General features: G+C 72.6%; 19 protein-coding genes and 2 pseudogenes. 12 read left to right on the top strand and 9 right to left on the bottom strand.

The window, feature by feature from the left end; all coding sequences use genetic code 11:
* Nucleotides 1-338: 338 nt before the first annotated feature.
* Complete coding sequence (locus tag J8M51_RS17295; protein ID WP_267299263.1) at nucleotides 339-1,844, bottom strand: MFS transporter; 1,506 nt, start codon at nucleotides 1,842-1,844, stop codon at nucleotides 339-341.
* A gap of 214 nt (nucleotides 1,845-2,058) precedes the next feature.
* On the opposite strand from J8M51_RS17295, the gene J8M51_RS17290 reads away from it, so the two are divergent.
* Both J8M51_RS17290 and J8M51_RS17285 read left to right on the top strand, forming a co-directional pair.
* On the top strand, nucleotides 2,059-2,595 hold the full coding sequence (locus J8M51_RS17290; protein ID WP_086758384.1) for a SigE family RNA polymerase sigma factor: 537 nt from the start codon (nucleotides 2,059-2,061) through the stop codon (nucleotides 2,593-2,595).
* Nucleotides 2,592-3,659, top strand: a complete 1,068-nt coding sequence (locus tag J8M51_RS17285) for a hypothetical protein (protein WP_317852979.1) — start codon at nucleotides 2,592-2,594, stop codon at nucleotides 3,657-3,659. The genes J8M51_RS17290 and J8M51_RS17285 overlap by 4 nt, the downstream gene beginning before the upstream one ends.
* A gap of 22 nt (nucleotides 3,660-3,681) precedes the next feature.
* Here the strand turns inward: J8M51_RS17285 and J8M51_RS17280 are convergent, their stop codons facing one another.
* Nucleotides 3,682-4,314: a response regulator transcription factor gene (locus J8M51_RS17280; protein WP_216590982.1), complete on the bottom strand. Its 633-nt coding sequence runs from the start codon at nucleotides 4,312-4,314 to the stop codon at nucleotides 3,682-3,684.
* 164 nt (nucleotides 4,315-4,478) lie between these two features.
* Nucleotides 4,479-5,654: an ATP-binding protein gene (locus tag J8M51_RS17275; protein WP_267299262.1), complete on the bottom strand. Its 1,176-nt coding sequence runs from the start codon at nucleotides 5,652-5,654 to the stop codon at nucleotides 4,479-4,481.
* A 495-nt stretch (nucleotides 5,655-6,149) separates the two neighbouring features.
* Here J8M51_RS17275 and J8M51_RS17270 point away from each other — a divergent pair, with 495 nt between their 5' ends.
* The 3 genes from J8M51_RS17270 (at nucleotide 6,150) to J8M51_RS17260 (ending at nucleotide 9,252) form a co-directional block, all read left to right on the top strand.
* A complete protein-coding gene (locus tag J8M51_RS17270; RefSeq protein ID WP_086756826.1) occupies nucleotides 6,150-7,010 on the top strand; it encodes a MaoC/PaaZ C-terminal domain-containing protein in 861 nt (286 codons plus the stop codon).
* Nucleotides 7,011-7,130: 120 nt separating this feature from the next.
* Nucleotides 7,131-8,207, top strand: coding sequence for a Zn-dependent alcohol dehydrogenase (locus J8M51_RS17265; RefSeq protein ID WP_086756825.1), 1,077 nt, complete (start codon nucleotides 7,131-7,133; stop codon nucleotides 8,205-8,207).
* A gap of 34 nt (nucleotides 8,208-8,241) precedes the next feature.
* Nucleotides 8,242-9,252 (top strand): 3-oxoacyl-ACP reductase, encoded by a 1,011-nt coding sequence (locus J8M51_RS17260; RefSeq protein ID WP_256964995.1) that lies wholly within the window; start codon nucleotides 8,242-8,244, stop codon nucleotides 9,250-9,252.
* A gap of 184 nt (nucleotides 9,253-9,436) precedes the next feature.
* On the opposite strand, the gene J8M51_RS17255 is transcribed toward J8M51_RS17260, so the two are convergent.
* Together J8M51_RS17255 and J8M51_RS17250 are read right to left on the bottom strand one after the other, a co-directional pair.
* Nucleotides 9,437-9,601: a hypothetical protein gene (locus J8M51_RS17255; RefSeq protein WP_086756822.1), complete on the bottom strand. Its 165-nt coding sequence runs from the start codon at nucleotides 9,599-9,601 to the stop codon at nucleotides 9,437-9,439.
* A gap of 131 nt (nucleotides 9,602-9,732) precedes the next feature.
* Nucleotides 9,733-11,016, bottom strand: a complete 1,284-nt coding sequence (locus tag J8M51_RS17250; protein ID WP_179203156.1) for a hypothetical protein — start codon at nucleotides 11,014-11,016, stop codon at nucleotides 9,733-9,735.
* A 194-nt stretch (nucleotides 11,017-11,210) separates the two neighbouring features.
* On the opposite strand from J8M51_RS17250, the gene J8M51_RS17245 reads away from it, so the two are divergent.
* From J8M51_RS17245 to J8M51_RS17235, 3 genes are read left to right on the top strand one after another with little or no spacing between them, the layout of a single operon-like run.
* Nucleotides 11,211-12,086, top strand: a complete 876-nt coding sequence (locus J8M51_RS17245) for a Nif3-like dinuclear metal center hexameric protein (protein WP_086756820.1) — start codon at nucleotides 11,211-11,213, stop codon at nucleotides 12,084-12,086.
* Nucleotides 12,083-12,826 (top strand): zinc ribbon domain-containing protein, encoded by a 744-nt coding sequence (locus J8M51_RS17240; protein ID WP_216590983.1) that lies wholly within the window; start codon nucleotides 12,083-12,085, stop codon nucleotides 12,824-12,826. Before J8M51_RS17245 ends, J8M51_RS17240 begins: the two co-directional genes overlap by 4 nt.
* A 21-nt stretch (nucleotides 12,827-12,847) precedes the next feature.
* Entirely contained in the window at nucleotides 12,848-14,194 is a 1,347-nt protein-coding gene (locus tag J8M51_RS17235) for a bifunctional RNase H/acid phosphatase (RefSeq protein WP_267299260.1), read from the top strand.
* Here the strand turns inward: J8M51_RS17235 and eda are convergent.
* Both eda and yaaA read right to left on the bottom strand, forming a co-directional pair.
* The gene (gene eda, locus J8M51_RS17230; RefSeq protein WP_086764805.1) at nucleotides 14,180-14,842 is read right to left on the bottom strand and encodes a bifunctional 4-hydroxy-2-oxoglutarate aldolase/2-dehydro-3-deoxy-phosphogluconate aldolase; all 663 of its coding nucleotides are present in this window, start codon (nucleotides 14,840-14,842) and stop codon (nucleotides 14,180-14,182) included. The genes J8M51_RS17235 and eda overlap by 15 nt on opposite strands.
* Nucleotides 14,843-14,925: 83 nt before the next feature.
* Entirely contained in the window at nucleotides 14,926-15,732 is an 807-nt protein-coding gene (gene yaaA / locus J8M51_RS17225) for a peroxide stress protein YaaA (protein WP_267299259.1), read from the bottom strand.
* 165 nt (nucleotides 15,733-15,897) lie between these two features.
* On the opposite strand from yaaA, the gene J8M51_RS17220 reads away from it, so the two are divergent.
* Nucleotides 15,898-17,478 carry an RNB domain-containing ribonuclease gene (locus J8M51_RS17220; protein ID WP_267299258.1) on the top strand — a complete coding sequence of 527 codons (1,581 nt, stop codon included), beginning with the start codon at nucleotides 15,898-15,900 and terminating at the stop codon, nucleotides 17,476-17,478.
* Here J8M51_RS17220 and J8M51_RS17215 read toward each other — a convergent pair.
* Nucleotides 17,429-18,058 (bottom strand): hypothetical protein, encoded by a 630-nt coding sequence (locus J8M51_RS17215; protein WP_086764277.1) that lies wholly within the window; start codon nucleotides 18,056-18,058, stop codon nucleotides 17,429-17,431. The two genes, J8M51_RS17220 and J8M51_RS17215, sit on opposite strands and share 50 nt — an antisense overlap.
* On the bottom strand, nucleotides 18,055-18,861 hold the full coding sequence (locus tag J8M51_RS17210) for a MerR family transcriptional regulator (protein WP_086764279.1): 807 nt from the start codon (nucleotides 18,859-18,861) through the stop codon (nucleotides 18,055-18,057). Before J8M51_RS17210 ends, J8M51_RS17215 begins: the two co-directional genes overlap by 4 nt.
* 214 nt (nucleotides 18,862-19,075) lie before the next feature.
* Here J8M51_RS17210 and J8M51_RS17205 point away from each other — a divergent pair.
* The 3 genes and pseudogenes from J8M51_RS17205 to J8M51_RS46285 form a co-directional block, all read left to right on the top strand.
* A pseudogene (locus tag J8M51_RS17205) lies at nucleotides 19,076-19,507 on the top strand (Uma2 family endonuclease); the annotation flags it as partial.
* Between the two features lie 71 nt (nucleotides 19,508-19,578).
* The gene (locus tag J8M51_RS17200; protein WP_216589000.1) at nucleotides 19,579-20,403 is read left to right on the top strand and encodes an AraC family transcriptional regulator; all 825 of its coding nucleotides are present in this window, start codon (nucleotides 19,579-19,581) and stop codon (nucleotides 20,401-20,403) included.
* Between the two features lie 19 nt (nucleotides 20,404-20,422).
* Nucleotides 20,423-21,202, top strand: a pseudogene (locus tag J8M51_RS46285) (DMT family transporter); the annotation flags it as partial.
* Nucleotides 21,203-21,301 lie beyond the last annotated feature (99 nt).

Genomic DNA, 21,301 nt, shown 5'->3' with positions numbered 1-21,301 from the left:
GGGGCGGCCCATGCTGCCATGCGGTGATCGGCGGAAGAGGGCGGGGACTCGGTCGGATGCCGGGTGCGGGCCCGGTGGGGGCTGGTCGCGCAGTTCCCCGCGCCCCTGAAAAGCAGGGGCTGCGCCCCGTGCTTTTTCGGCCCGAAGGGGCCGTAGGCCCATAAGGGGCGCGGGGAACTGCGCGACCAGCCCCCACCGAACCGGCACGTACCCACTCACCCCCATCACCCCACCCGCCCCGCTACCCCACCCACCCCGCGCGGAGCGCGAAAAGAGGGGGCCGAAGGGGCGCAGCCCCTGGGGGATGGGACGGGGAGGGGCGGCGGGGGCGAGAAAACTCAGCGGACGACGGCCTCCGCCCGCTCCTCCCGGGACACCCCATCGACATCCCCGCCCCCCAACCCCTCACCGCTGGCCCGAAGAGTAGGAACCACCCGCCGCCCCGGAAGAAACACGGCCAGCAGAAGACCGACGGCAACCGCCCCGGTCGCGATGACAAAAGAGACCCGGAAACCGTGCATCGTCGGCACCGCCACACCCCCGACATGGTTCGCCGTGTTCGCCAGCACCATCCCGATGACCGCACTGGACACGGACGTACCGATCGACCGCATGAGCGTGTTGAGCCCGTTCGCCGCCCCCGTCTCGGACGGATCGACGGCCCCGATGATCAGCGCCGGCAGCGAGGAGTAGGCGAGCCCGATCCCCGCACCCAGCACCACCGACACCACCACGGTCTGCCACGCCGCGCTCATCAGTCCGAGCCCGGCGCCGTAGCCGATCCCGATGATCAGCATGCCCAGGATGAGGGTGCTCTTGGGGCCGTACTTGGCGGAGATCCGGGCGTAGAGCGGCGCGGTGAACATCATCGTCAGACCGAGCGGAGCCACGCACAGCCCCGCGACGACCATCGACTGCCCGAGGCCGTAACCGGTGGAGGAGGGCAGCTGGAGCAGCTGCGGCAGGACGAGGGAGACGACGTAGAAGGAGACGCCGACCATGATCGAGGCGAGGTTGGTGAGCAGGACCTCGCGGCGGGCGGTGGTGCGCAGGTCCACCAGCGGCGCGGCGATGCGCAGCTCCAGGACGCCCCAGAGCAGCAGTACCGCGGCGGACGCGCCGAACAGGCCGAGCGTGGTCGTGGAGGTCCAGCCCCAGTCGCTGCCCTTGGTGATCGGCAGCAGGAAGAGGACGAGTCCGGCGGAGAGGCCGAGCGCGCCGAGGTAGTCGAAGGTGCCCTCCGCGCGGGTCTTCGTCTCCGGTACGGCGACGAGGGTCAGCACGATGGAGAGGACGCCGAGACCGGCGGCGCCGAAGAAGAGGACGTGCCAGTCGGTGTTCTGGGCGACCGCGGCGGCGAGCGGCAGCGCGAGTCCGCCGCCGACGCCTATGGACGAGCTCATCAGGGCCATGGCGGAGGCGAGGCGCTCACGGGGCAGTTCGTCGCGCATCAGGCCGATGCCCAGCGGGATCGCGCCCATGGCGAAGCCCTGGAGGGTACGGCCGACGATCATCGGTACGAGCGCGCTGGTGAAACCGCTGATCAGCGCGCCGACCACCATCACGGACAGGCTGGCGAGCAGCATGCGGCGCTTGCCGAAGAGGTCGCCGAGGCGGCCCATGATCGGGGTGGCCACGGCACCGGAGAGGAGGGTGGAGGTCAGGACCCAGGTCGCGTTGCTGGGCGAGGTGCCGAGCAGCTGCGGCAGGTCCTTGATCACCGGGACCAGCAGGGTCTGCATCACCGCGACCACGATTCCCGCGAAGGCCAGCACCGGGACGATCGCGCCGGAGGCGTTCGCGGTGGGCCTGTCGTGCGTCGGCGGTGTGTGCGGTCGTGTCATGGAGCGGGGCCTCCTGGCCGGGGTGAGGGTATGTGCCATCTGAACCTCGTGCGCCTGGGCAACTATTCCGTTGTTTTGAGTGACTAACGAAAGCTTGACCTGCCCATGGGGAAGTGACAGGCCGTCAGGACCGGAGGTCGCTCGCGGGTTTCTCGCGGGGAGAGGCAACGAATCCGGGCCCTCGTGGACTGTAAGAAGCATCTAGGAGGTGCTCATGGGGGATCGGAAGCAGGTCCGGGACGAGGAGTTCCAAGGCTTCCTCGTCGGCCGCTGGCCACGGCTGATGCGTACGGCGTTCCTGCTCACGGGGGAGCAGCACGCCGCGGAGGACCTGGTCCAGACGACGCTGGAGCAGGTGTACGTGGCCTGGCGCCGCGTCGGCTCGACGGACGACCCGGACACCTACGTCCGGCGAGTGATGATCAACGCCCACGCCCGCAAGCACCGCAGACGCCTCAAGGAGTTCCTGGCGCCCCGGAGCGACTCGGACCTCGTGCCCGAGCTGCCGGACACGGGCGACCACATCGCCCAGGCCGACGACCGCGGCGCCCTGCTGACGGCCCTGTCCCAGCTCCCGCCGCGCCAGCGCGAAGCCGTGGTCCTGCGGTACTGGGAGGACCTGAGCGAGAGCGCGACGGCCGAGGCGATGGGCTGCTCGGTGGGCACGGTGAAGAGCAACGCGGCCAAGGGCATCGCGAAGCTCCGCGCCATACCGGGACTGGCCGAGATGGTGACAGGGGGCCGGAAGTGACGGACGAGAACGCCATGAGCGGTGCGGCGGGCGACATGGGTGACATCAGTGGCGTGGACGGCATGGACGGCGTGGGCGGTGTGGACGGCGTGGACGGCATGGACGGTGCGGGTGGCTCGGACGGCCAGGACGGGAAGGCGGATCAGCGGATGAAGCACGACGGCGGCACACACGACGGCGGCACACGAGGCGGCGGCACGCACGGTGACGGCACGCGCGACGGCCTCATCCACGACGGCCTCACGCACGACCTCACCCACCGCACCGCCTTGGAGAGAGACATCGCCCTCCTGCTGGCCGACGCGGCCGACGACGTCGAGGTCGGCATAGCCCCCTACCAGGCGGTCGTACGGGGCGGGCGGCGTCGCAGGGCCCGCCGCTGGGCCGTCGCCGCCGCTGCGGCCGTGGTGATCGCGGGCACCACGGGCACGCTGGCGCTGGCCGGGGCGTCGGACGGGGGCGGCGGGGGGCGTGTGCAGCCTGCGGCGACGAGTCCGGCGTCGCCCGAGGCCCGGCGGATCGGCGAGCCCTGGCGGACCACGCTGGCCGAGGGCAAGGACCGGGGCGCGGTCTGGCGGGTGGCGATCGACGTCTGGGACGCACCGAGGGACAAGGCGGAGGCCGAGGAGCAGTTTGCCGCGATGGCCCTCTTCGGGGACGCGCCGACGGGGCTGGACGGCGCGGCCGACCTGGTGGGCAAGAGCTGGCACTTCGTGCATCTGACCGTCGGCGGGGAGCGGACGGACGCGCTGATCGACGGCGAGGCGGACGCGTCGGCGGGTACGGATCTGGAGGCCTACTCGATGCCCCTCCGCACCGGTGACCGGGACCAGGACGACGCCCCCGAGCGCCTTGTCATCGGCCAGGTAGCCCCCACCGCCCGGACGGTACGTGTCACCTGGTCCGACGACACCTTCGTCGACGCCAGGCGCGACAGGGGCGACGGCTGGTACGCGGACCTGCGCAACCCCCGCATCGTCCAGCCGAAGGGCGCCATGGCGAGCTGGTTCGTGGCGCTGGCACCGGAGGGGGTGGGGTACAAGTCGGCGCAGGTGACGGGGTGACGGGGTGACGGGGGCGCGACGGTCAGAGCCACCCCTGCTGCCGGGCCTCCCGCAGGGCTTCCATGCGGTTGCGGGTGCCGGTCTTGCCGATGGCGGAGGAGAGGTAGTTGCGGACGGTGGACTCGGAGAGCCGGAGGCGGGCGGCGATGTCGGCGACGGTGGCGCCGTCGGCGGAGGCGTTGAGGGTGTCGCGTTCGCGGTCGGTGAGCGGGTTGGGCCCGGCGCTCAGCGCGGCCGTGGCGAGAGCCGGATCGACGACGGTCTCGCCGGTGAGCACCCGCCGGATGGCCCGGGCCAGCTCCTCGACGGGCCCGTCCTTGACCAGGAACCCGGCGGCGCCGGCGTCCATGGCCCGGCGGAGATATCCGGGCCGGCCGAAGGTGGTGAGGATCAGCACACGGCAGTCGGGCGCCTGGTCGCGCAGCTCGGCGGCGGCGTCCAGACCGCTCATCCCGGGCAGTTCGATGTCCAGCAGCGCGACATCCGGCCGATGGATCAGCGCCGCGTCCACGATCGCGTCCCCCGTCCCGACCTGCGCCACGACCTGGATGTCGGCCTCCATCCCCAGCAGTAACGCCAGCGCGCCCCGCATCATCCCCTGGTCCTCGGCAAGCAACACCCTGATGGACTTGGCGGGCCGGTGCTCCCGGGGCATCTGGTTCACGGCCCAAGATTAGGCGGAAGAGACCGATTTGGAGCGACACGGGCGGGGTGGGGATGGGGGAGGGGGCTGGGGTTGCCGCCTCGGGTGCTGCCCGGGGTCCCTGGTCGGATCCTTGGCCGGGCCCCGAGTCCGGGCCCGGTCAACCTCCGGCCCACTCACGGCCGTGGCAGCGCGACCGTGTCCGGCGCTCGCTTCTCGGTCGCCCCCGGCGGTGGTGTCGGCAGTTCCGCGCTCACCGAGAAGCCGCAGTCGGGGCCGGGGCCGGCCTGGAGGGTGCCGCCGGCTGTGGTGAGGCGTTCGGTGAGGCCCCGCAGGCCATGGGGGGTGGAGGTGGGCGGTGGGGGAGTGGCGCGGGGGCCGTTGTCGGTGAGGGTGAGGCGGGTGTGGGCCGGAGTGGTGGTGAGGACGATCTCACAGCGGGTGGCGTGGCTGTGCCGTACGACGTTGGTGACCGCCTCGCGGACGACCCAGGCGAGCAGGGCCTCGGTCCGGGCGGTCGGGGGCGGCCCGGAGCGCCGTACGGTCAGGGCCGTGCCCGTGGCGGACAGGACGGAGCGGGCACGGTCCAGTTCGCTCGTGAGGCTGCCCTCGCGGTATCCGGTGACGGCCTCGCGGATCTCCGTGAGGGCCTGGCGGCCGACCGTCTCGATGTCCGCGATCTGGGCGAGCGTCGCGTCCGGGTCGTGCGGGGCGAGACGACGGGCCGCCTCCGACTTCACCACGATCACCGACAGCGTGTGCCCGAGAAGATCGTGCAGATCGCGGGAGAAACGCAGACGTTCCTCCTCCACCGCGCGATGCGCCAGCTCCTCGCGGGCGGCGCGCAGTTCGCGCACCGCGTCCGCCAGGGAGAGGATCGCCGCCGTCACGACGACGGAGATGAAGGTGCCGTACGCCACGTTGACCGCGGCCCATCCCTCGCGGAACGCCGAGACCCCGCCCGCGAGCACGGTCACCGCCAGCCCGGTCCGGCCGAGCCGTGGGCCTCGGGTGACGGCGCCCACGGCCAGACCGAGCAGCGGGAAGAAGTTCAGCCAGCTGCCGCCGTAGGAGAGGGCGAGGCCGCAGGCGACCAGGCCGAGCAGGATGAGCGCGAGGCGGGTGGAGCGGGACTCGCGCTTCTCCTTCACGAAGGCGCGGATGACGACGTAGATGTAGAGGGAGTTGAAGGTGAGGATGCCGAGGCCGCCGACCCAGGGGTTCGGGGCGCGGCCCTGGAGGAGGTTCGCGAAGGCGCCCATCCCCATGAGCAGCCACGGCAGCAGGGTGAGTCCGGTGGCAGGCGGTCCGGCGTCGTCCGGCGCCGGCTTCCGCCCGCCGCCTCCGCGCATCGCCCGCCATGGGAACCACGCCCCCACGCGGCGCGGGCTCCCACAGTCGGCGCCCGCGGTCCCGCCGCCTCCGGCACACGGGTCCCCGGCACCTGTGGCTTCCGTCTCCGCGCCCGCCCCCGCCATGCCCGTCCCGCCCGCATCCGTCGGTCTCATGTCCTCGACAGTACGAAGCCGCGGCGCGGCCCGGCAGGGGCGCTTGTACGGAGTCCGGCAGGACAAATGTCATGGGCGGGGCGGAGGGAGCGGCACAGATCTGACGTACTGTCAGGAGTCTTCACATGTGTACGTGGCTCGGCTATACAGAGGGGCGCCGGACTGGAACGCGTTCTAGGTGGGCGGGTTCCGGGTCCGCCGTGACGACCTCGGTGCGGCCGCTGGTGCGGACGGTCGTACCGAGGTTCCTCAGCGCGAGCCGGTCACCGCCCGCCGGTCACCGCACCGTCGGCCACCACCCGCCCTCTGCCCTCCGCCCCCACCGCACACAGGAGCCCCATGCCCATCGACGCAGCCAAGGCGCTCGCGGCCGAGCCACGTTCCGCCGAGATCGCGTGGACCCGTAAGGACGTGCTGCTCTACCACCTCGGCATCGGCGCCGGCATCCCCGCGACCGACCCCGGCGAGCTGCGCTACACGCTGGAGTCCCGGCTGCACGTCCTGCCGAGCTTCGCGACCGTCGCCGGCGCCGGCTCGCCGGACGTCATCGGCGGCCTGAACGCCCCCGGAGTCGACGTCGACCTGGCCAAGGTCCTGCACGGCGGCCAGCGCGTCGAGCTGCACCGCCCGATCCCCGTCGAGGGGCGCGCGACCGCGACCTCGCGCGTGGCGGCGGTGTACGACAAGGGCAAGGCGGCCGTCCTGGTGATGCGGACCGAAGTCGCCGACACCGAGGGCCCGTTGTGGGTCAACGAGGCGCAGATCTTCGTCCGGGGCGAGGGCGGCTGGGGCGGTGAGCGCGGGCCGTCCGTACGACAGGAACCGCCGACGACCGCGCCCGACAAGGAGGTCGAGCGGGCCGTCCGCGAGGACCAGGCGCTGCTCTACCGCCTCTCCGGCGACTGGAACCCGTTGCACGCCGACCCGGAGTTCGCGGGGCGCGCCGGGTTCGACCGCCCGATCCTGCACGGGCTGTGCACCTACGGGACGACCCTGAAGGCCGTGGTGGACACCGTGCTCGGCGGCGACGTCGGCCGCGTCCGCTCGTACGGGACACGCTTCGCGGGCGTCGTCTTCCCGGGCGAGACCCTCCGTATCCGGATGTGGCGGCCGGACGACCACGCGGTACGGGTGACGGTGTCCTCCGTCGAGCGGGACGACGCGCCGGTCCTGGCGGACACGCTCGTCGAACACGAATGAGTCCATCCGTGATGGGCCCACCGTTGATCAACCCGTCGGTGATGAGCCCGTCGGTTGCCGAGGATCAGTTGAGCTCATCGGTACAGACGTAGGTCAGGTACTTCTGAGGGGAGCCGCACCATGCGCGCAGCCGTACTGCACGAGATCGGTCAGGACAAGCTCGACGTGCTCGACGACGTCGAGGCGGTGGGCTTCGGACCGGGCCGGGTGAGGATCCGGGTGCGGGCCACGGGGCTGTGCCACTCCGACCTGTCGGCGATGGCCGGGGTGCTGCCGCAGCCCGGACCGTTCGTCCCCGGGCACGAGGGCGCCGGCGAGATAGTCGAAGTCGGCGAAGGCGTCAGCCACTTGAAGGCGGGGGACCGCGTCGTGGTCTGCTGGCTCCCGGCCTGCGGCACCTGTCCCGCCTGCAAGCGCGGTCAGACGCACCTCTGCCTCGCCGGTTTCCTCAACGCCGGCACGCCCAACTTCAAGCGGCCCGCCGGAGACGTCTTCGGCTTCGCGGGCACCGGCACGTTCGCCGAGGAGGTCGTCGTCGACGCGGGCTGCGCCGTGCCGATACCGGACGACGTGCCCTCCGACATCGCCGCCCTCATCGGCTGCGGCGTCACCACCGGGCTGGGCGCGGCCCTCAACACCGCCGATGTGGAGGCCGGTTCGTCGGTCGCCGTCATCGGCTGCGGGGGCGTCGGCATCTCGGCGATCCAGGGCGCCCGGCTCAAGGGCGCCGCCGAGATCGTCGCCGTCGACCCGGTGGTCTCACGACGCGAGGCGGCCCTCAAGTTCGGTGCCACCAGGGCGATCTCGCCGGAGGAGCTGGCCGACGCCAAGCAGTCCGTCACCGCCGGGGAGGGCTTCGACTACGTCTTCGAGGTCGTCGGCCGCTCGGCCACCGCCCGGACCGCGTACGAGACGACCCGGCGCGGCGGCACCCTCGTCGTGGTCGGCGCGGGCGCGCTGGACGACTTCCTGCAACTCAGCATGTTCGAGCTGTTCTTCGACGAGAAGCGGATCCTGCCGTCGATGTACGGCGGCGGCGACGTCCTGCGCTCCTACGAGCGGGCCATCGCCCTCTGGCGGGCCGGCCGCATCGACCTCGCGAGCCTGATCACCCACCGGGTGCCCCTCGCCGACATCAACGAGGCACTGGACCAGATGCGGACCGGGGTGGCCCTGCGCACCTGCATCGAGATCTGACCACGGCGAAGGCACGCGAGAGAGGGGCTCGGGGATGACATCGCCGCTCGAAGGACAGTCGTTGCAAGGGCAGCCGTTGCAAGGACAGTCGTTGCAAGGGCTGCCGCTCGAAGGGCTGTCCGCGATCGTGACCGGCGCGGGGCGCGGACTCGGCCGGGCCGAGGCGCTGGAGCTGGCCCGGCTGGGCGCGGCCGTCGTGGTGAACGACTACGGACGGCCGGGCCGGGACGGTTCCGGCGAGGTGTCGGCGGGGCCCGCCGAGGAGGTGGCGGACACGATCCGTGCTGCGGGCGGACGCGCGGTCGTCCACACCGGCGATGTGTCGGATCACCAACAGGCGCGAGAACTGGTCGAGTTGGCGATCGCGGAGTTCGGGAAGCTGGACATCCTCGTCAACAACGCGGGAATCCTGCGCGACCGCATGGTCTTCTCGATGTCGGAGGAGGAGTGGGACGCGGTCCTCCGGGTGCATCTGAAGGGGCACTTCAACACGACACGGTTCGCCTCCGCCTACTGGCGCGACCGGGCGAAGGCGGGCGGCGGCGGTCCGGTGTACGGGCGGATCGTGAACACCTCGTCGGAGGCCTTCCTCGCGGGCTCGGCCGGACAGCCCAACTACGCGGCGGCGAAGGGCGGCATCGTCGGGCTGACGACCTCCACGGCGCTCGCGCTCGCCAAGTACGGCGTCACGGCGAACGTGATCTGCCCGCGGGCCCGGACCCGGATGACCGAGGACGTGTTCGGCGAGTCCGCCTCCGGCGGCCTCGACCCCCTCGCCCCCGAGCATGTCGCCCCCCTCGTCGGCTATCTCGCCTCACCCGCCGCCGCCCGGGTGAACGGACAGCTCCTCGTCGTCCACGGCGGCATGGTCGCCGTCGTCGAACGTCCGCGTGTCCAGGCCAGGTTCGACACCAAGCAGGACGCGTTCACCCACGACGAACTGGACGGCCTGCTCACGCCGTACTACGCGGGCCGCCCGGAGGGCGAGACGTTCGCGGCGGCGGAGGTGCTGGGCCTGCGGCACGGGGCGGACGAAGCCTCGTAAGGGGCCGTACGCCCCGGTGAACTCGTCCCCGGGGTCGTCAAACGGAACGGCCCCGCCCGTCGATGACGGGCGGGGCCGGATGCCGTGGTGGTCGGTTCCGGTGTCGCATCGCCGAAGTGATGAAGCGACGAAGTGGCGAATTGACGTTTCTCCAGAGGCGACCGGGAGGGACTCGTGCCGCCGTTCAGGCGGACGGCGTCGGCTCCGTCTGTTCGGCCGGCTTGCGGTGGCGCCCGCGAGGGGTCGCCTTCTCGGCTTCGTGGGCCGAGATCTGGCCCCGGTGTTTGCCGTGGCCGTCCGCCTCTTGGGGGCTGGCCGTGGGCGGCTGGATGGTGTGCACGTCGCTCATTGGAAGTGTTCCCCGTCGAATGATCTTCTTACCGGCGGGTGATTTTAACGGTCCGGCCCGCTCGCCCCGAAGCCGCCCGAGTGCGTGTCGCCCGCGCCGCGTCCACTTCGCCCGTAGCTCGCACATCAGCTTCACCCGACGGTCACCTCCTCCGGTACGCGCCCCTCCAACGGCGCCTGCTGCAACGGCACGGGCCGGGCGACGGCGGGTACGGACGGTTCCGTACCGGAGCCGCTCCCGTCGGAGACTCCGCCGCCGGGAGCCGCCCCGTCGGCGCTCTCCTCCGTGACCTCCTCCGTGACCTCCTCCGGGGATTCCGCCGAGGTCTCTCCCCAGGGCACCCCGACCCGAGCCACCCCGCACCGCACGACCCCTGTGGTGTACGGCAGTTGCAGCACGCCCTCCCGGCTCCACAGCCCGGCCCCCGCCAACCAGCCCTCGGGAGCGGGCAGATGGAGGATGCGGCGGGCCGCCGGGCGCCACACACCGACCCAGCTGCCCCGGGGGCCGTCCACGCGCAGCGCGACCGCACAGCTCTCGGGGGTCAGGATCTGGCCCGGCTGGATGGCGAACGGGGTGATCCGGTGCCCGTCCGGCACCCGCAGACACTCCGGGAAGCGGACGGGGAGCGTACTGCCCAACACACCCCAGCCGAGCCGGTCGTGGCCGGGGGAGGGCGCGTCCGAGCGGATCAGGAGCAGTCCGCTGTCGGGGTCGGAGAGCAGCACCCGGTCGTTGCTGTCGTCCGCGATCTGCAGCAGCGGCGAGACCGCGCCGCCCTGCTCCAGATCGACCACCACCGACTTGGTCCGGCCGCCCCATTCCTGGTCCAGGGCGAGCAGCCGGCCCGTACCGTCCAGCCAGACGCCGCCCGAACACCGTCCCGGCACCTGCGCCACCATCTCCGGGCCGAACGTTCCGCCCACCACCAGCCACACCGTCGTGGCGCTCCGGCCCAGGGCGAGGGCGTACGCCCGCTCCCCGCACGGCGCGGGCGGCAGCAGCCGCAACTCGGCCGCCGGGTCGGCGCATTCGACCGCGCCGAGCGGGAGTTCGCCGGTGCCGGGCCCGGTGGGATAGAGGAGGGAGAACAGATGCCGCTCGGCGGCCAGCCGGTGGATCAGCACCCGGCCGTCGGTCATGGGGAGCACTTCGGTGCCGGGTTCCTCCGGCTGGTTGCCCGGCAGGGGGACGGCGTACGGCTCGGGGCCGTCCAGGGTCCAGCGCTCGGGGAACCAGGACTCGCCGTCGAGCGCGAGGCGCGCCGCGTACGTCCCGTCGGCGGTGATCACACAGCCGGGCGGCGCGAGCCGCCCGCTCCCGCCGCTGTCCTCGTCGTTCTCCTGTCCCGTGTCCTCCCGTCCCGTCTCGTGCCCGTGGCCCGTCATGGGTGAGGGTGGTGTACAGGCCGTCATCGTTCGATCACCTCCGGCGACGAAGCTAGTTTTCGTACGCACAGACGTGGGACAACCTGGACCCCCTTCACACATAAGGGTGCTCGTCACCTGATTCGCCTGAGGGAACGGCGACGGATGTGCTGGCAGAGGGGCGGCTGGTCAAGTGACCCGCGGCCGGTCTGGGACGGGAGCGGTGCAGGTAGCCTTTGTGCGTGCCCCGTCTGTCTGAAGTCATCGCCGCGCTCGACGCCCTCTGGCCGCCCGAGAGGGCCGAGGGGTGGGACGCGGTCGGCACGGTCTGCGGCGACCCGGACCAGGAGGTCGCGCGGGTCCTGTTCGCCGTCGACCCGGTCCAGGAGATCGTCGAGGAAGCGGTGAAGCTGGGCGCCGACCTGCTGGTCACCCACCACCCGCTCTATCTGCGCGGGACGACGACGGTGGCGGCCTCCACCTTCAAGGGCCGCGTCGTGCACACCCTCATCAAGAACGACATCGCGCTGCACGTCGCCCACACCAACGCCGACACCGCCGACCCGGGCGTCAGCGACGCCCTCGCCGGCGCGCTGGACCTGAGGGTCGTACGCCCCCTCGTCCCGGACCCCGCCGACCCCACCGGGCGGCGCGGTCTCGGCCGGGTCTGCGAGCTGGACCACCCGCTGACCGTGCGCGACCTGGCCGCGCGCGCCGCCGAGCGACTGCCCGCCACCGCGCAGGGCATCCGGGTCGCCGGCGATCCCGACGCGGTCGTCCGCACGGTCGCCGTCAGCGGCGGCTCCGGCGACAGCCTCTTCGACGACGTACGCGCGGCCGGTGTCGACGCCTTCCTCACCGCCGACCTGCGCCACCACCCCGCCTCCGAGGCCGTGGCCCGGGCCGCGGAAGGCACCCACACACCTCTCGCGCTGCTCGACGCGGCGCACTGGGCCACCGAATGGCCCTGGTGCGAGCTGGCCGCAGCCCAGCTCGACGAGATCTCCGACCGGGAGGGCTGGGACCTTCGCGTCCACGTCTCCAAGACGGTCACCGACCCCTGGACCGCCCACGCGGCGTCCGCCACCGTTTCTGACCCCCTGGGAGCCCCCAACTGAACGCCGCGCCCGCCGACCAGATCCGCCTCCTCGACGTCCAGGGCCTGGACGTCCGCCTGCAGCAGCTCGCGCACAGGCGGAGGTCGCTGCCCGAGCACGCCGAGATCGAGTCGCTGACGAAGGACCACACCCAGCTGCGCGACCTGCTCGTGGCCGCGCAGACCGAGGAGAGCGACACCGCCCGCGAGCAGACCAAGGCCGAGCAGGACGTGGACCAGGTGCGCCAGCGCGCCGTCCGTGACCAGCAGCGCCTGGACTCGGGCGCGGTCAGCTCCCCGAAGGACCTGGAGAACCTCCAGCGCGAGATCGCCTCCCTCGCCAAGCGGCAGGGCGACCTGGAGGACATCGTCCTGGAGGTCATGGAGCGCCGGGAGTCCGTCCAGGAGCGGGTCGCCGAGCTGACCGAGCGGGTCGGCGCCGTGCAGGGGAAGGTCGACGACGCGACCGCCCGCCGGGAGGCCGCGTTCGAGGAGATCGACGGCGAGGTGGCGACGGTGACCAAGGAGCGCGAGGTCATCGCGGCCTCCGTCCCCGCGGACCTCCTCAAGCTCTACGACAAGCTGCGCGACCAGCAGGGCGGCATCGGCGCGGCCAAGCTGTACCAGCGCACCTGCCAGGGCTGCCGCCAGGAGCTGTCGATCACCGACTTCAACGACGTCCGCAAGGCCACGCCCGACACGGTCGTCCGCTGCGAGAACTGCGGCCGGATCCTCGTGCGTACGTCCGAGTCGGGCCTCTAGGAGCGGCAAGGGTCTTTCGGCATGCGGGAGTTCATCGTCGAGGCGGACGGCGGTTCCCGGGGCAACCCGGGGCCCGCGGGCTACGGCTCGGTCGTCCTCGACGCGGTGACGGGCGAGACGCTGGTGGAGGCCGCCGAGTACCTCGGGGTCGCCACGAACAACGTCGCCGAGTACCGCGGCCTCATCGCGGGTCTGAAGGCGGCGTACGAGCTGGACCCCGCGGCCTCCGTCCGGGTCCGGATGGACTCCAAGCTCGTCGTCGAGCAGATGTCGGGCCGCTGGAAGATCAAGCATCCCGACATGAAGCCGCTGGCCGCCGAGGCCGCGCGGGTCTTCCCGCCCGGCCGTGTGACGTACGAGTGGATGCCGCGCGACCAGAACAAGCACGCCGACCGCCTCGCCAACGAGGCGATGGACGCGGGCAAGCGGGGCGAGCGGTGGTCACCCGCCGCGTCCACGGCGGACCTGGACACCCGCGCGGCCCGGTCCGCCGCCGCGCCCGAGCCGTCGGGCCCCCCGGGCGACGCGACGGCAGGCGCGGCCAAGGCCCGCGCGGCGCTGTCCGCAGCCGGAGCCCGCAGGGGGAACGGGACCGGGATCGATAGCGGTTCGGGAGCGGAGGCACCGCCTCCGGCGGACACCGCAGCCCCCTCGTCCCCTGGCCGCCGCGCCCCGATCCCCGGTGCCAAGGCCGCCGCCGACCTCCGTGCCGCGGCGAACGTCGCCTCCGCCGCCCCCGACCTCGGCACCCCCGCCACCTTCGTACTGCTGCGCCACGGCGAGACCCCCCTCACCCCCCAGAAGCGGTTCTCGGGGAGCGGGGGCTCGGATCCGTCCCTCTCCGACGTCGGCCGGTACCAGGCGGAACGGGTCGCCGCCGCGCTCGCGGCCCGCGGCACGATCCAGGAGGTCGTGTCGTCGCCGCTGGCCCGCTGCCGGGAGACGGCCGGGATCGTCGCGGCCCGGCTGGGCCTGAAGGTGGCCGTCGAGGACGGGCTGCGGGAGACGGACTTCGGCGCGTGGGAGGGGCTGAGCTTCGGCGAGGTGCGGGAGCGCCACCCGGACGACATGAACGCCTGGCTGTCCTCCCCGGACGCCGAACCCACCGGCGGCGGCGAGAGCTTCGAGGCCGTGGCCCACCGCGTCGCCGCCACCCGGGACGAACTGGTCGCCGCACACCGGGGCCGCACGGTCCTGCTCGTCACCCACGTCACACCGATCAAGACCCTCGTACGCCTGGCCCTCGGCGCACCCGCGGAATCCCTGTTCCGCATGGAAGTCTCGGCGGCCTCCCTGTCGGCCCTGGCCTACTACGCGGACGGCAACGCGACCCTCCGCCTCCTCAACGACACCTCACACCTGCGCTGAACGGGGCTCCCGCAGCCCCGCCGCCGCCCGTGCCAGCCCCTCGATCCGCCCCCAGTCCCGCGCTGCGAGCGCATCGGCCGGCAGCATCCAAGTACCGCCCACACAGCCGACGTTGGGCAGGGCCAGATACTCCGGCGCGTTGCCCGGCCCGACCCCGCCGGTCGGGCAGAAGCGCGCCTGCGGCAACGGCCCGGCGAGCGACTTCAGATACGCCGTCCCGCCCGCCGCCTCCGCCGGGAAGAACTTCATCTCCCGCACCCCGCGTTCGAGCAGCGCCACGACCTCCGAGGCCGTCGACACCCCCGGCAGGAACGGCACCCCGGACGCCCGCATCGCCTCCAGCAGTACGTCCGTCCAGCCCGGACTGACCAGGAAACGCCCACCCGCCGCGACGGCCTCCGCGACCTGCGCCGGGGTGATGACGGTCCCCACCCCGACCACCGCGTCCGGTACCTCCGCCGCGATCGCCCGTACGGCGTCCAGCGCGCCCGGCGTCCGCAGCGTCACCTCGATCGCCGGCAGCCCACCCGCGACCAGCGCCCGCGCGAGCGGGACGGCGTCGGCGGGGTCGTCGACGACGACCACGGGCAGGACGGGCGCGAGGTCGAGGACGGAGTCGCGTGAGGACGCGGGCAGGGATGAGGGCATGGCGTCATCCTGCCCGGGCGAAACAGCATGCACAACGAGCGTTGCGCATGCTGCAACGCGACGGAAGGTGAAGAGGGCGAGGCTCAGTGCACCTCGTCCACCAGCACATCCAGCGCCCACGCCTTCCCGGCCCCGGTCCGGGCGCCGACCCCGGTCCCGGCCGGAGGCTCCACCTCCACCACATACCCGAGGTCCCGCAGCGCCTCCACCAGCTCCGCCGGGCCCGTGGGCGCGATCCCGGCCGACAGCAGGCTCCGTACGATGCGGCCCTTGGTCGCCTTGTTGAAGTGGCTGACGACCTTCCGGGTGGGCGCGTGCAGCACCCGTACGGTCGCGGTCCGCCCGGCCACCTCGCCCTTCGGCTTCCACGCGGCCGTGTACGCGGAGGACCGCAGGTCGAGGACCAGCCCGTCCCCGGCGGCCTCGGGAAGCGCCGACGCCATCGGCGTACGCCAGTGCGTGCCGAGCGCGCCGATGCCGGGCAGCCTGACGCCCATCGAGCAACGGTAGGAGGGGATACGGTCCGTCACCCGGACCGCGCCCCACAGCCCCGAGAAGACCAGCAGCTGACGCGCCGCGCGCTGCTTGGCGGCGGTCTCCAGCCCGGCGAGGTCGAGCGCGTCGTACAGCACGCCCGTGTAGACCTGCCCGGCCGGACGGGTGCCCGCCGCCAGCAGCTCGGCGTTCTTGGCGACCTCGCCGCGCAGCCCCTCGCTCAGCCCGAGCACCTCACGCGCCTTGTCCTCGTCCCCGGCGCACAGCTCCACCAACTCCCCGATCACCGCCTCCCGCGCCCCCGTGAGCGCCGGCAGCGACAACCCCTCCAGCTTCAGCGGAGCCCCGCCCGAGGAGGGGGCCTTGCCTTCGGACGGCGGCAACAGGACGAGCACGGTCACTCCTTGCTCTCGGGGGGAATCGGGGGTTCGGGGCTCCGCGACAGCGTACGGGTGGGAAGGCGGGCTTCCGAAACGCCGGGGCGAGGCCGGGATGACGCCGGGTGACGCCGGGGCGCCGCCCGACATGCCACGCCGCCCGCCCCGCCCTACGCTCGACCCATGCCCCGCCGCCACCTCCATGTCACGGGCGCCGCCGAGGCTCCCCTGCGGGCGGCCCTGCGCGCGCTGCGCACGGAACTCGACGTGCCGGGCGCCTTCCCCCTCCAGGTCCTCGTCGAGGCGGAGCACGCCGCGAAGTCCCCGCGCCTTCCGTCGTACGACGCCACGGACATCCCTCTCTTCACCATCGACCCGCCCACCTCCACCGACCTCGACCAGGCGATGCATCTCTCGCGGCGGCCGGGCCGGGGCTCGGGCGCGGGCCCCGGCGGCTACCGCGTCCGGTACGCCATCGCCGACGTCGCCGCCTTCGTCACCCCCGGCAGCGCCCTGGACACCGAGGCCCACCGCCGGGTGACGACCCTCTACTTCCCCGACGGCAAGGTCCCCCTCCACCCGGCCTGCCTCTCCGAGGGCGCCGCCAGCCTCCTCCCGGCCCACACCCGCCCGGCGGTCCTGTGGACGCTGGACCTGGACGCGGACGGCCGTACCGAGCGCGTCGACGTCCGCCGGGCCCTGGTCCGCAGCCGCGCCAAGCTGGACTACGCGGGCGTACAGAAGGAGATCGACGCGGGCACCGCCGAGGAACCTCTCGCCCTGCTGAAGGAGATCGGGCGGCTGCGCGAGCGCCTGGAGGTCGAACGCGGCGGCATCTCCCTCACCGTCCCCGAGCAGGAGATCACCGAGCACGCCGACGACGCCCACGACACCGGCGACACCGAAGACACCGGCGAGGCGGGCGGCACCGGCGACGCGGGTGGCACCTACGAGCTGACCTACCGCGCCCCGCTCCCCGCCGAGGGCTGGAACGCCCAGATCTCCCTCCTCACCGGCATGGCCGCCGCCGACCTGATGCTCGCCCACGGCACCGGCGTCCTGCGCACCCTCCCCGCCGCCCCGGACGATGGGGGTCCCCCCGGTCGAGCGAAGCCGAGACTGGGGGAGGTGGGCCGCCTGCGCCGTACCGCCGAAGCCCTGCGCATCGACTGGCCGCACCACGTCTCGTACGCGGCGCTGATCCGCTCCCTCGACCCGCACGACCCCCGCCACGCGGCCTTCCTCCTGGAGTGCACGACCCTGCTGCGCGGCGCGCACTACACCCCGTTCCGCGACGGCGACCTCCCCGCGATCACCACGCACTCCGCCGTCGCCGCCCCCTACACCCACTGCACGGCCCCACTGCGCCGCCTCGTGGACCGCTACACCTCGGAGATCTGCCTCGCGGCGGCGGCCGGCGCCCCGACCCCCGACTGGGTCCTGGCGTCCTTCGCCGCGCTCCCCGACGAGATGGCGGAGGGCGGCCGACGAGCCGGACGCGTCGAGCGCGAGTGCGTGGACCTCGTCGAGGCCGCCCTGCTCAGGGACCGGGTGGGGGAGATCTTCGAGGGATACGTGGTGGACGTGGAGGAGGCGAAGGAGGGCCGACCCGCCCTGGGGGAGGTGCAGTTGGTGTCCCCGGCGGTCATCGGCCGGCTGGTGGCGGCCGAGGGCGGCGGCCGGCTGCCGCTGGGCGAGCGGTTGCGCGTACGGCTCACACAGGCCGAGCCGGGAGCGGCGAAGGTGCGTTTCGTACCGGCGTGAACTCCTGGAGCTCCCTGGCGAGTTGATCGGCCTCGTCGGCGTGGAAGCGCACCAGACGCACCTCCCGGCGACGCCCGAAGAAGGTCGAGCAGCTCACCGGCTCGGCCAGTTCCAAGGTGACCGTCGTCTGCGACCCGACCTCCATGTTCAGCTCCCCGTCCCGCTTCTCGTGCGTCATACGCAGCTCGCGGCGGACGGAGGCGACGGCGCTCAGCGGCACGCGCAGATCCACGGTGGCGAAGCGGCGCAGCCGCAGGGTCGTGCCGGTGAGGACGTGCGGGCGGGTCACGGAGGCGGCGTGCAGCCCGGCGACGATGAGGATCGTGTAGAGATCGAGGACGAGGAAGACGGAGTGCACGAGCGGGAAGTCGCGCAGCAGGACGGACATGGTCACCGTCTCGACGACACACACGAACCCGAACCCGAACATCATGGCCCCCTGCCCCCGCGCGTACCCGAAGACCCGCGCGCCCTCCTCCCCGACCCCGTGGGGCCGCCGCGCGACCCAGCGCAACAGGCTTGCCAGCAGCAGGAGTTCATGACGTACGAGGGAGTGGGCGATCCGGTGGGAGCTCCTCATGGGCGGTCCTCCGTCAGTATCCGAAGCGTGCGGCGGATGGCCTCCGCCTGGGCCGGGGCGAAGTCGGCGTAGAAGGCGCGCAGGAAACTGCCGGTGCCCCTCCCGCCGCCCCTGGTGTCGTCGAGGTCGAGACCGGTGTCCTGCGGGACCATCTCCGGCGGGACCAGGCCGGCCAGGACACGGGCCGCCTCCTCCACACGGGGATCGTCGGGCTCGACGTCGGCGAGCGCGTCGAGCAGCGCGTACGCCTCGTGGGCCCGTTCCACCGCGCCGGGGGCCGCCATCATGCTCTCCAGCGAGGCGAGCATCTCCGCCCGTGCCGCGGGCGTCGCGGTGGTCTCCAGCAGGGCGAACACCTCCCGGTCCTTGGCGGCCATGGGGGAGTGCGGCGCGGCCCCGGACGTCCCGAACATCCCGAACTTCCCGAAGAGCGCGGCGAGTTCGGGCGATACGGGCCCCTCGGCCGGCAGCCGCCCGGCACGCGCGTCCGCCATCAGGACCCGCAACCGCCCCCGCCGCTCGCGGATCTCCTCCTCCTGCCGCGCCAGATCCTCGTCCAACTCACCCAGCACCTCGACGAGTTCACGCCCCGCGTCGTCCGCGAGCACGTCCCGCACCTCCGCCAGCCCGAGCCCCAGCTCCGTCAGCCGCCGGATACGCGCCAGCACGACCGCGTGCCGCAACGTGTAGTCCCGATACCCGTTGGCCCGCCGTTCCGGCTCCGGCAACAGCCCGAGATGGTGATAGTGCCGCACGGCCCGCGGGGTGACCCCGACGGCCGCGGCGAGTTCTCCGATCCGCATACGACCAGTAGAAACGTTGACGCTGCGGCAGGGTCAAGCGACGGATCCGGTGACGGGTGGCGACTGACGGTGATCGGGATCATGTGCCACGATCGGGGGAACGGTTCCCGATCTCAGGGCCAGGTGATCAGCCGATGTCCCAGTCCGGCGAGCGACCGAAGAAGGAGGGGCGTGACATGACTGCCATGGCCCACGAACCGCTCTCGCAGGAAGCGAGGACTACATCGAGCTGATCGTGCAGCAGGTGTACAGGCGGTCCCGGACCGACATGCAGTTCTCCGGGAACAAGGGGCTGAAGCCGGGGAAAGCGGAGGGATGCCCGAAGGACCACGTGATCCCGGACGGCACATGTGCCCCCAGGACCCTGCGTCTCTACCGGGGGGCGGACCCCTGGATGCCCTGCCAGGGTGTCTCCACGGTGCTGGAAGTGACATCCACCAGGCCGAAGGCCGACCGTGAGGTCGAACGCCGTTGCTACGCCCGCGGCGGTATCCCGCTCCACCTGCTCATCGACCGCGACACATCTGAGACGACACTCCTCAGCGACCCGCGAGGAGACGACTACCGCCGACGCTGCACCGTCCCCTTCGGCAAAGCACTCACCCTCCCCGACCCCTTCGCCTTCGACCTGGAGACATCGGACTTCCTCTTTGATCGATCCGCCGGGCGTAGCCTGAAGCGACGGTGGGGGCGCGAGGCGGAACGGGGCGAGGCACAGTGAACGGGAGCGGACAGACCCGGTGGACCCGCACCACCCTCGGCCACCCCGACCGCCCCCTCGACCTCCTCACCGCCCGCTTCGACAGCCACCGCTACGCCCCGCACACACACGAGGAATTCAGCATCGGCATCTGCGTCCTCGGCGCCTCCTGCATCGACTACCGGGGCGGCGGCCTCAGGGTCGGCGAGGGCTCGATAGTCGTCCTGGCCCCGGGCGAGGTCCACACCGGCGAATCGGCCTACGGCACCTACGCCTACCGCGCCCTCTACCCCGCCCCCACCCTCCTCACCGACGGCGTCCTCGGCGGCACCCCGCACTTCCGCGAGCCCCTCCTCCACGACCCGGAACTCGCCGCCGCCCTGCGCATCGCCCACACCGAGCTGAGCACCTGCCCCGACCCGCTGGAGGCCGAGTCCCGCCTCCCCTGGCTGCTCACGGCCCTGGCCCGCCGCCACTCGACGTCCCGCCCGACCTCCGACAGCCTCCCCGGCGCGAACACCGTCGCCCTGGCCGTACGGGACCGCCTGGCCGACGAACTCGCCACCCCGCCCTCCCTGGCCGATCTCGCCTCCGACCTGGGCCTCTCCCGCTATCAGCTGCTGCGGGCCTTCCGTACGACGATGGGCATGCCCCCGTACGCCTGGCTGGCCCAGCACCGGGTGGCCCGGGCCCGGGGCCTGCTGGAGGCGGGCGCGCGCCCGGCGGAAGCAGCGGTCCAGGTGGGCTTCGCGGACCAGGCGCACATGACGCGCTGGTTCGGGAAGGTGCTGGGGGTGACCCCGGCGGCGTACCGCAACAGCGTTCAAGACGCAGGCCGCTGACCTGGCCGAGACTCCTTCCATGACTGCACGCGGCTGGGCCTTGTTCTCCTTGATGGGAGTCCTCTGGGGCATCCCCTATCTGATGATCAAAGTGGCGGTGGACGAGGTCTCCCCGTCCATGGTCGTGTTCGTACGCTGTGCCCTGGGCGCGGCCCTCCTGCTCCCCTTCGCGATCCGCCAGGGGAATCTGACCGGCGTGGTGCGACGCCACTGGCGCCCCATGCTCGCCTTCGCGGTGATCGAGGTCATCGGCCCCTGGTGGACCCTGACCGACGCCGAACGCCACCTCTCCAGCTCCACGGCGGGCCTGCTGATCGCCGGCGTCCCGATCGTGAGCGTGCTCCTGGCCCGCTACTTCGGCGACGCGGAACGCCTCGGAGCCCGCCGCATGACGGGCCTGGCGCTGGGCCTGGGAGGCGTGGGAGTCCTCACCGTCCCGCACCTCACCGGCGGCAACATCCTCTCCCTCACCGAGGTCCTGATCACGGTGATCGGCTACGCGACCGCACCCCTGATCATGGCCCGCCACCTGAAACAGGTCCCCACGCTCCAGCTGATAGCCCCGGTCCTGCTCCTCTCGGCGATCGTCTACGCCCCCGCGGCGGCCCTGACCCGACCGTCGGCACTCCCCTCCTCGTCGGCCCTGATCTCTCTGGTGGCCCTGGGCGTGATCTGCACGGCACTGGCTTTTGTCGCCTTCCTGGAACTGATCCGGGAGGTGGGCCCGACCCGGGCGACGGTCTTCACGTACGTCAACCCGGCGGTGGCGGTGGCGGCGGGCGCCCTGATCCTGGACGAACACCTCACCCCCACGATCCTGGCCTCCTTCGCCCTGATCCTCACGGGCTCGTTCCTGGCAACGGCATCGACGGCACCGAGGGGTGGTGGGCGCCCGGTA

The sequence above is a fragment of the Streptomyces griseiscabiei genome, from assembly GCF_020010925.1.
In the GTDB taxonomy this organism is placed as follows: Bacteria; Actinomycetota; Actinomycetes; order Streptomycetales; family Streptomycetaceae; genus Streptomyces; species Streptomyces griseiscabiei.
The sequence above is the reverse complement of the archived record's forward strand: the minus strand, read 5'-3'. Positions and strand labels throughout refer to the sequence as shown.

What these genes read in the sequence shown, in the direction of transcription:
- J8M51_RS17295 (WP_267299263.1), bottom strand. Translation starts at nt 1,844, where the DNA reads ATGACACGACCGCACACACCGCCGACGCACGACAGGCCCACCGCGAAC.
- J8M51_RS17290 (WP_086758384.1), top strand. Translation starts at nt 2,059, where the DNA reads ATGGGGGATCGGAAGCAGGTCCGGGACGAGGAGTTCCAAGGCTTCCTC.
- J8M51_RS17280 (WP_216590982.1), bottom strand. Translation starts at nt 4,314, where the DNA reads ATGCCCCGGGAGCACCGGCCCGCCAAGTCCATCAGGGTGTTGCTTGCC.
- J8M51_RS17275 (WP_267299262.1), bottom strand. Translation starts at nt 5,654, where the DNA reads ATGCGCGGAGGCGGCGGGCGGAAGCCGGCGCCGGACGACGCCGGACCG.
- J8M51_RS17270 (WP_086756826.1), top strand. Translation starts at nt 6,150, where the DNA reads ATGCCCATCGACGCAGCCAAGGCGCTCGCGGCCGAGCCACGTTCCGCC.
- J8M51_RS17265 (WP_086756825.1), top strand. Translation starts at nt 7,131, where the DNA reads ATGCGCGCAGCCGTACTGCACGAGATCGGTCAGGACAAGCTCGACGTG.
- J8M51_RS17260 (WP_256964995.1), top strand. Translation starts at nt 8,242, where the DNA reads ATGACATCGCCGCTCGAAGGACAGTCGTTGCAAGGGCAGCCGTTGCAA.
- J8M51_RS17255 (WP_086756822.1), bottom strand. Translation starts at nt 9,601, where the DNA reads ATGAGCGACGTGCACACCATCCAGCCGCCCACGGCCAGCCCCCAAGAG.
- J8M51_RS17250 (WP_179203156.1), bottom strand. Translation starts at nt 11,016, where the DNA reads ATGACGGCCTGTACACCACCCTCACCCATGACGGGCCACGGGCACGAG.
- J8M51_RS17235 (WP_267299260.1), top strand. Translation starts at nt 12,848, where the DNA reads ATGCGGGAGTTCATCGTCGAGGCGGACGGCGGTTCCCGGGGCAACCCG.
- eda (WP_086764805.1), bottom strand. Translation starts at nt 14,842, where the DNA reads ATGCCCTCATCCCTGCCCGCGTCCTCACGCGACTCCGTCCTCGACCTC.
- J8M51_RS17220 (WP_267299258.1), top strand. Translation starts at nt 15,898, where the DNA reads ATGCCCCGCCGCCACCTCCATGTCACGGGCGCCGCCGAGGCTCCCCTG.
- J8M51_RS17215 (WP_086764277.1), bottom strand. Translation starts at nt 18,058, where the DNA reads ATGAGGAGCTCCCACCGGATCGCCCACTCCCTCGTACGTCATGAACTC.
- J8M51_RS17210 (WP_086764279.1), bottom strand. Translation starts at nt 18,861, where the DNA reads ATGCGGATCGGAGAACTCGCCGCGGCCGTCGGGGTCACCCCGCGGGCC.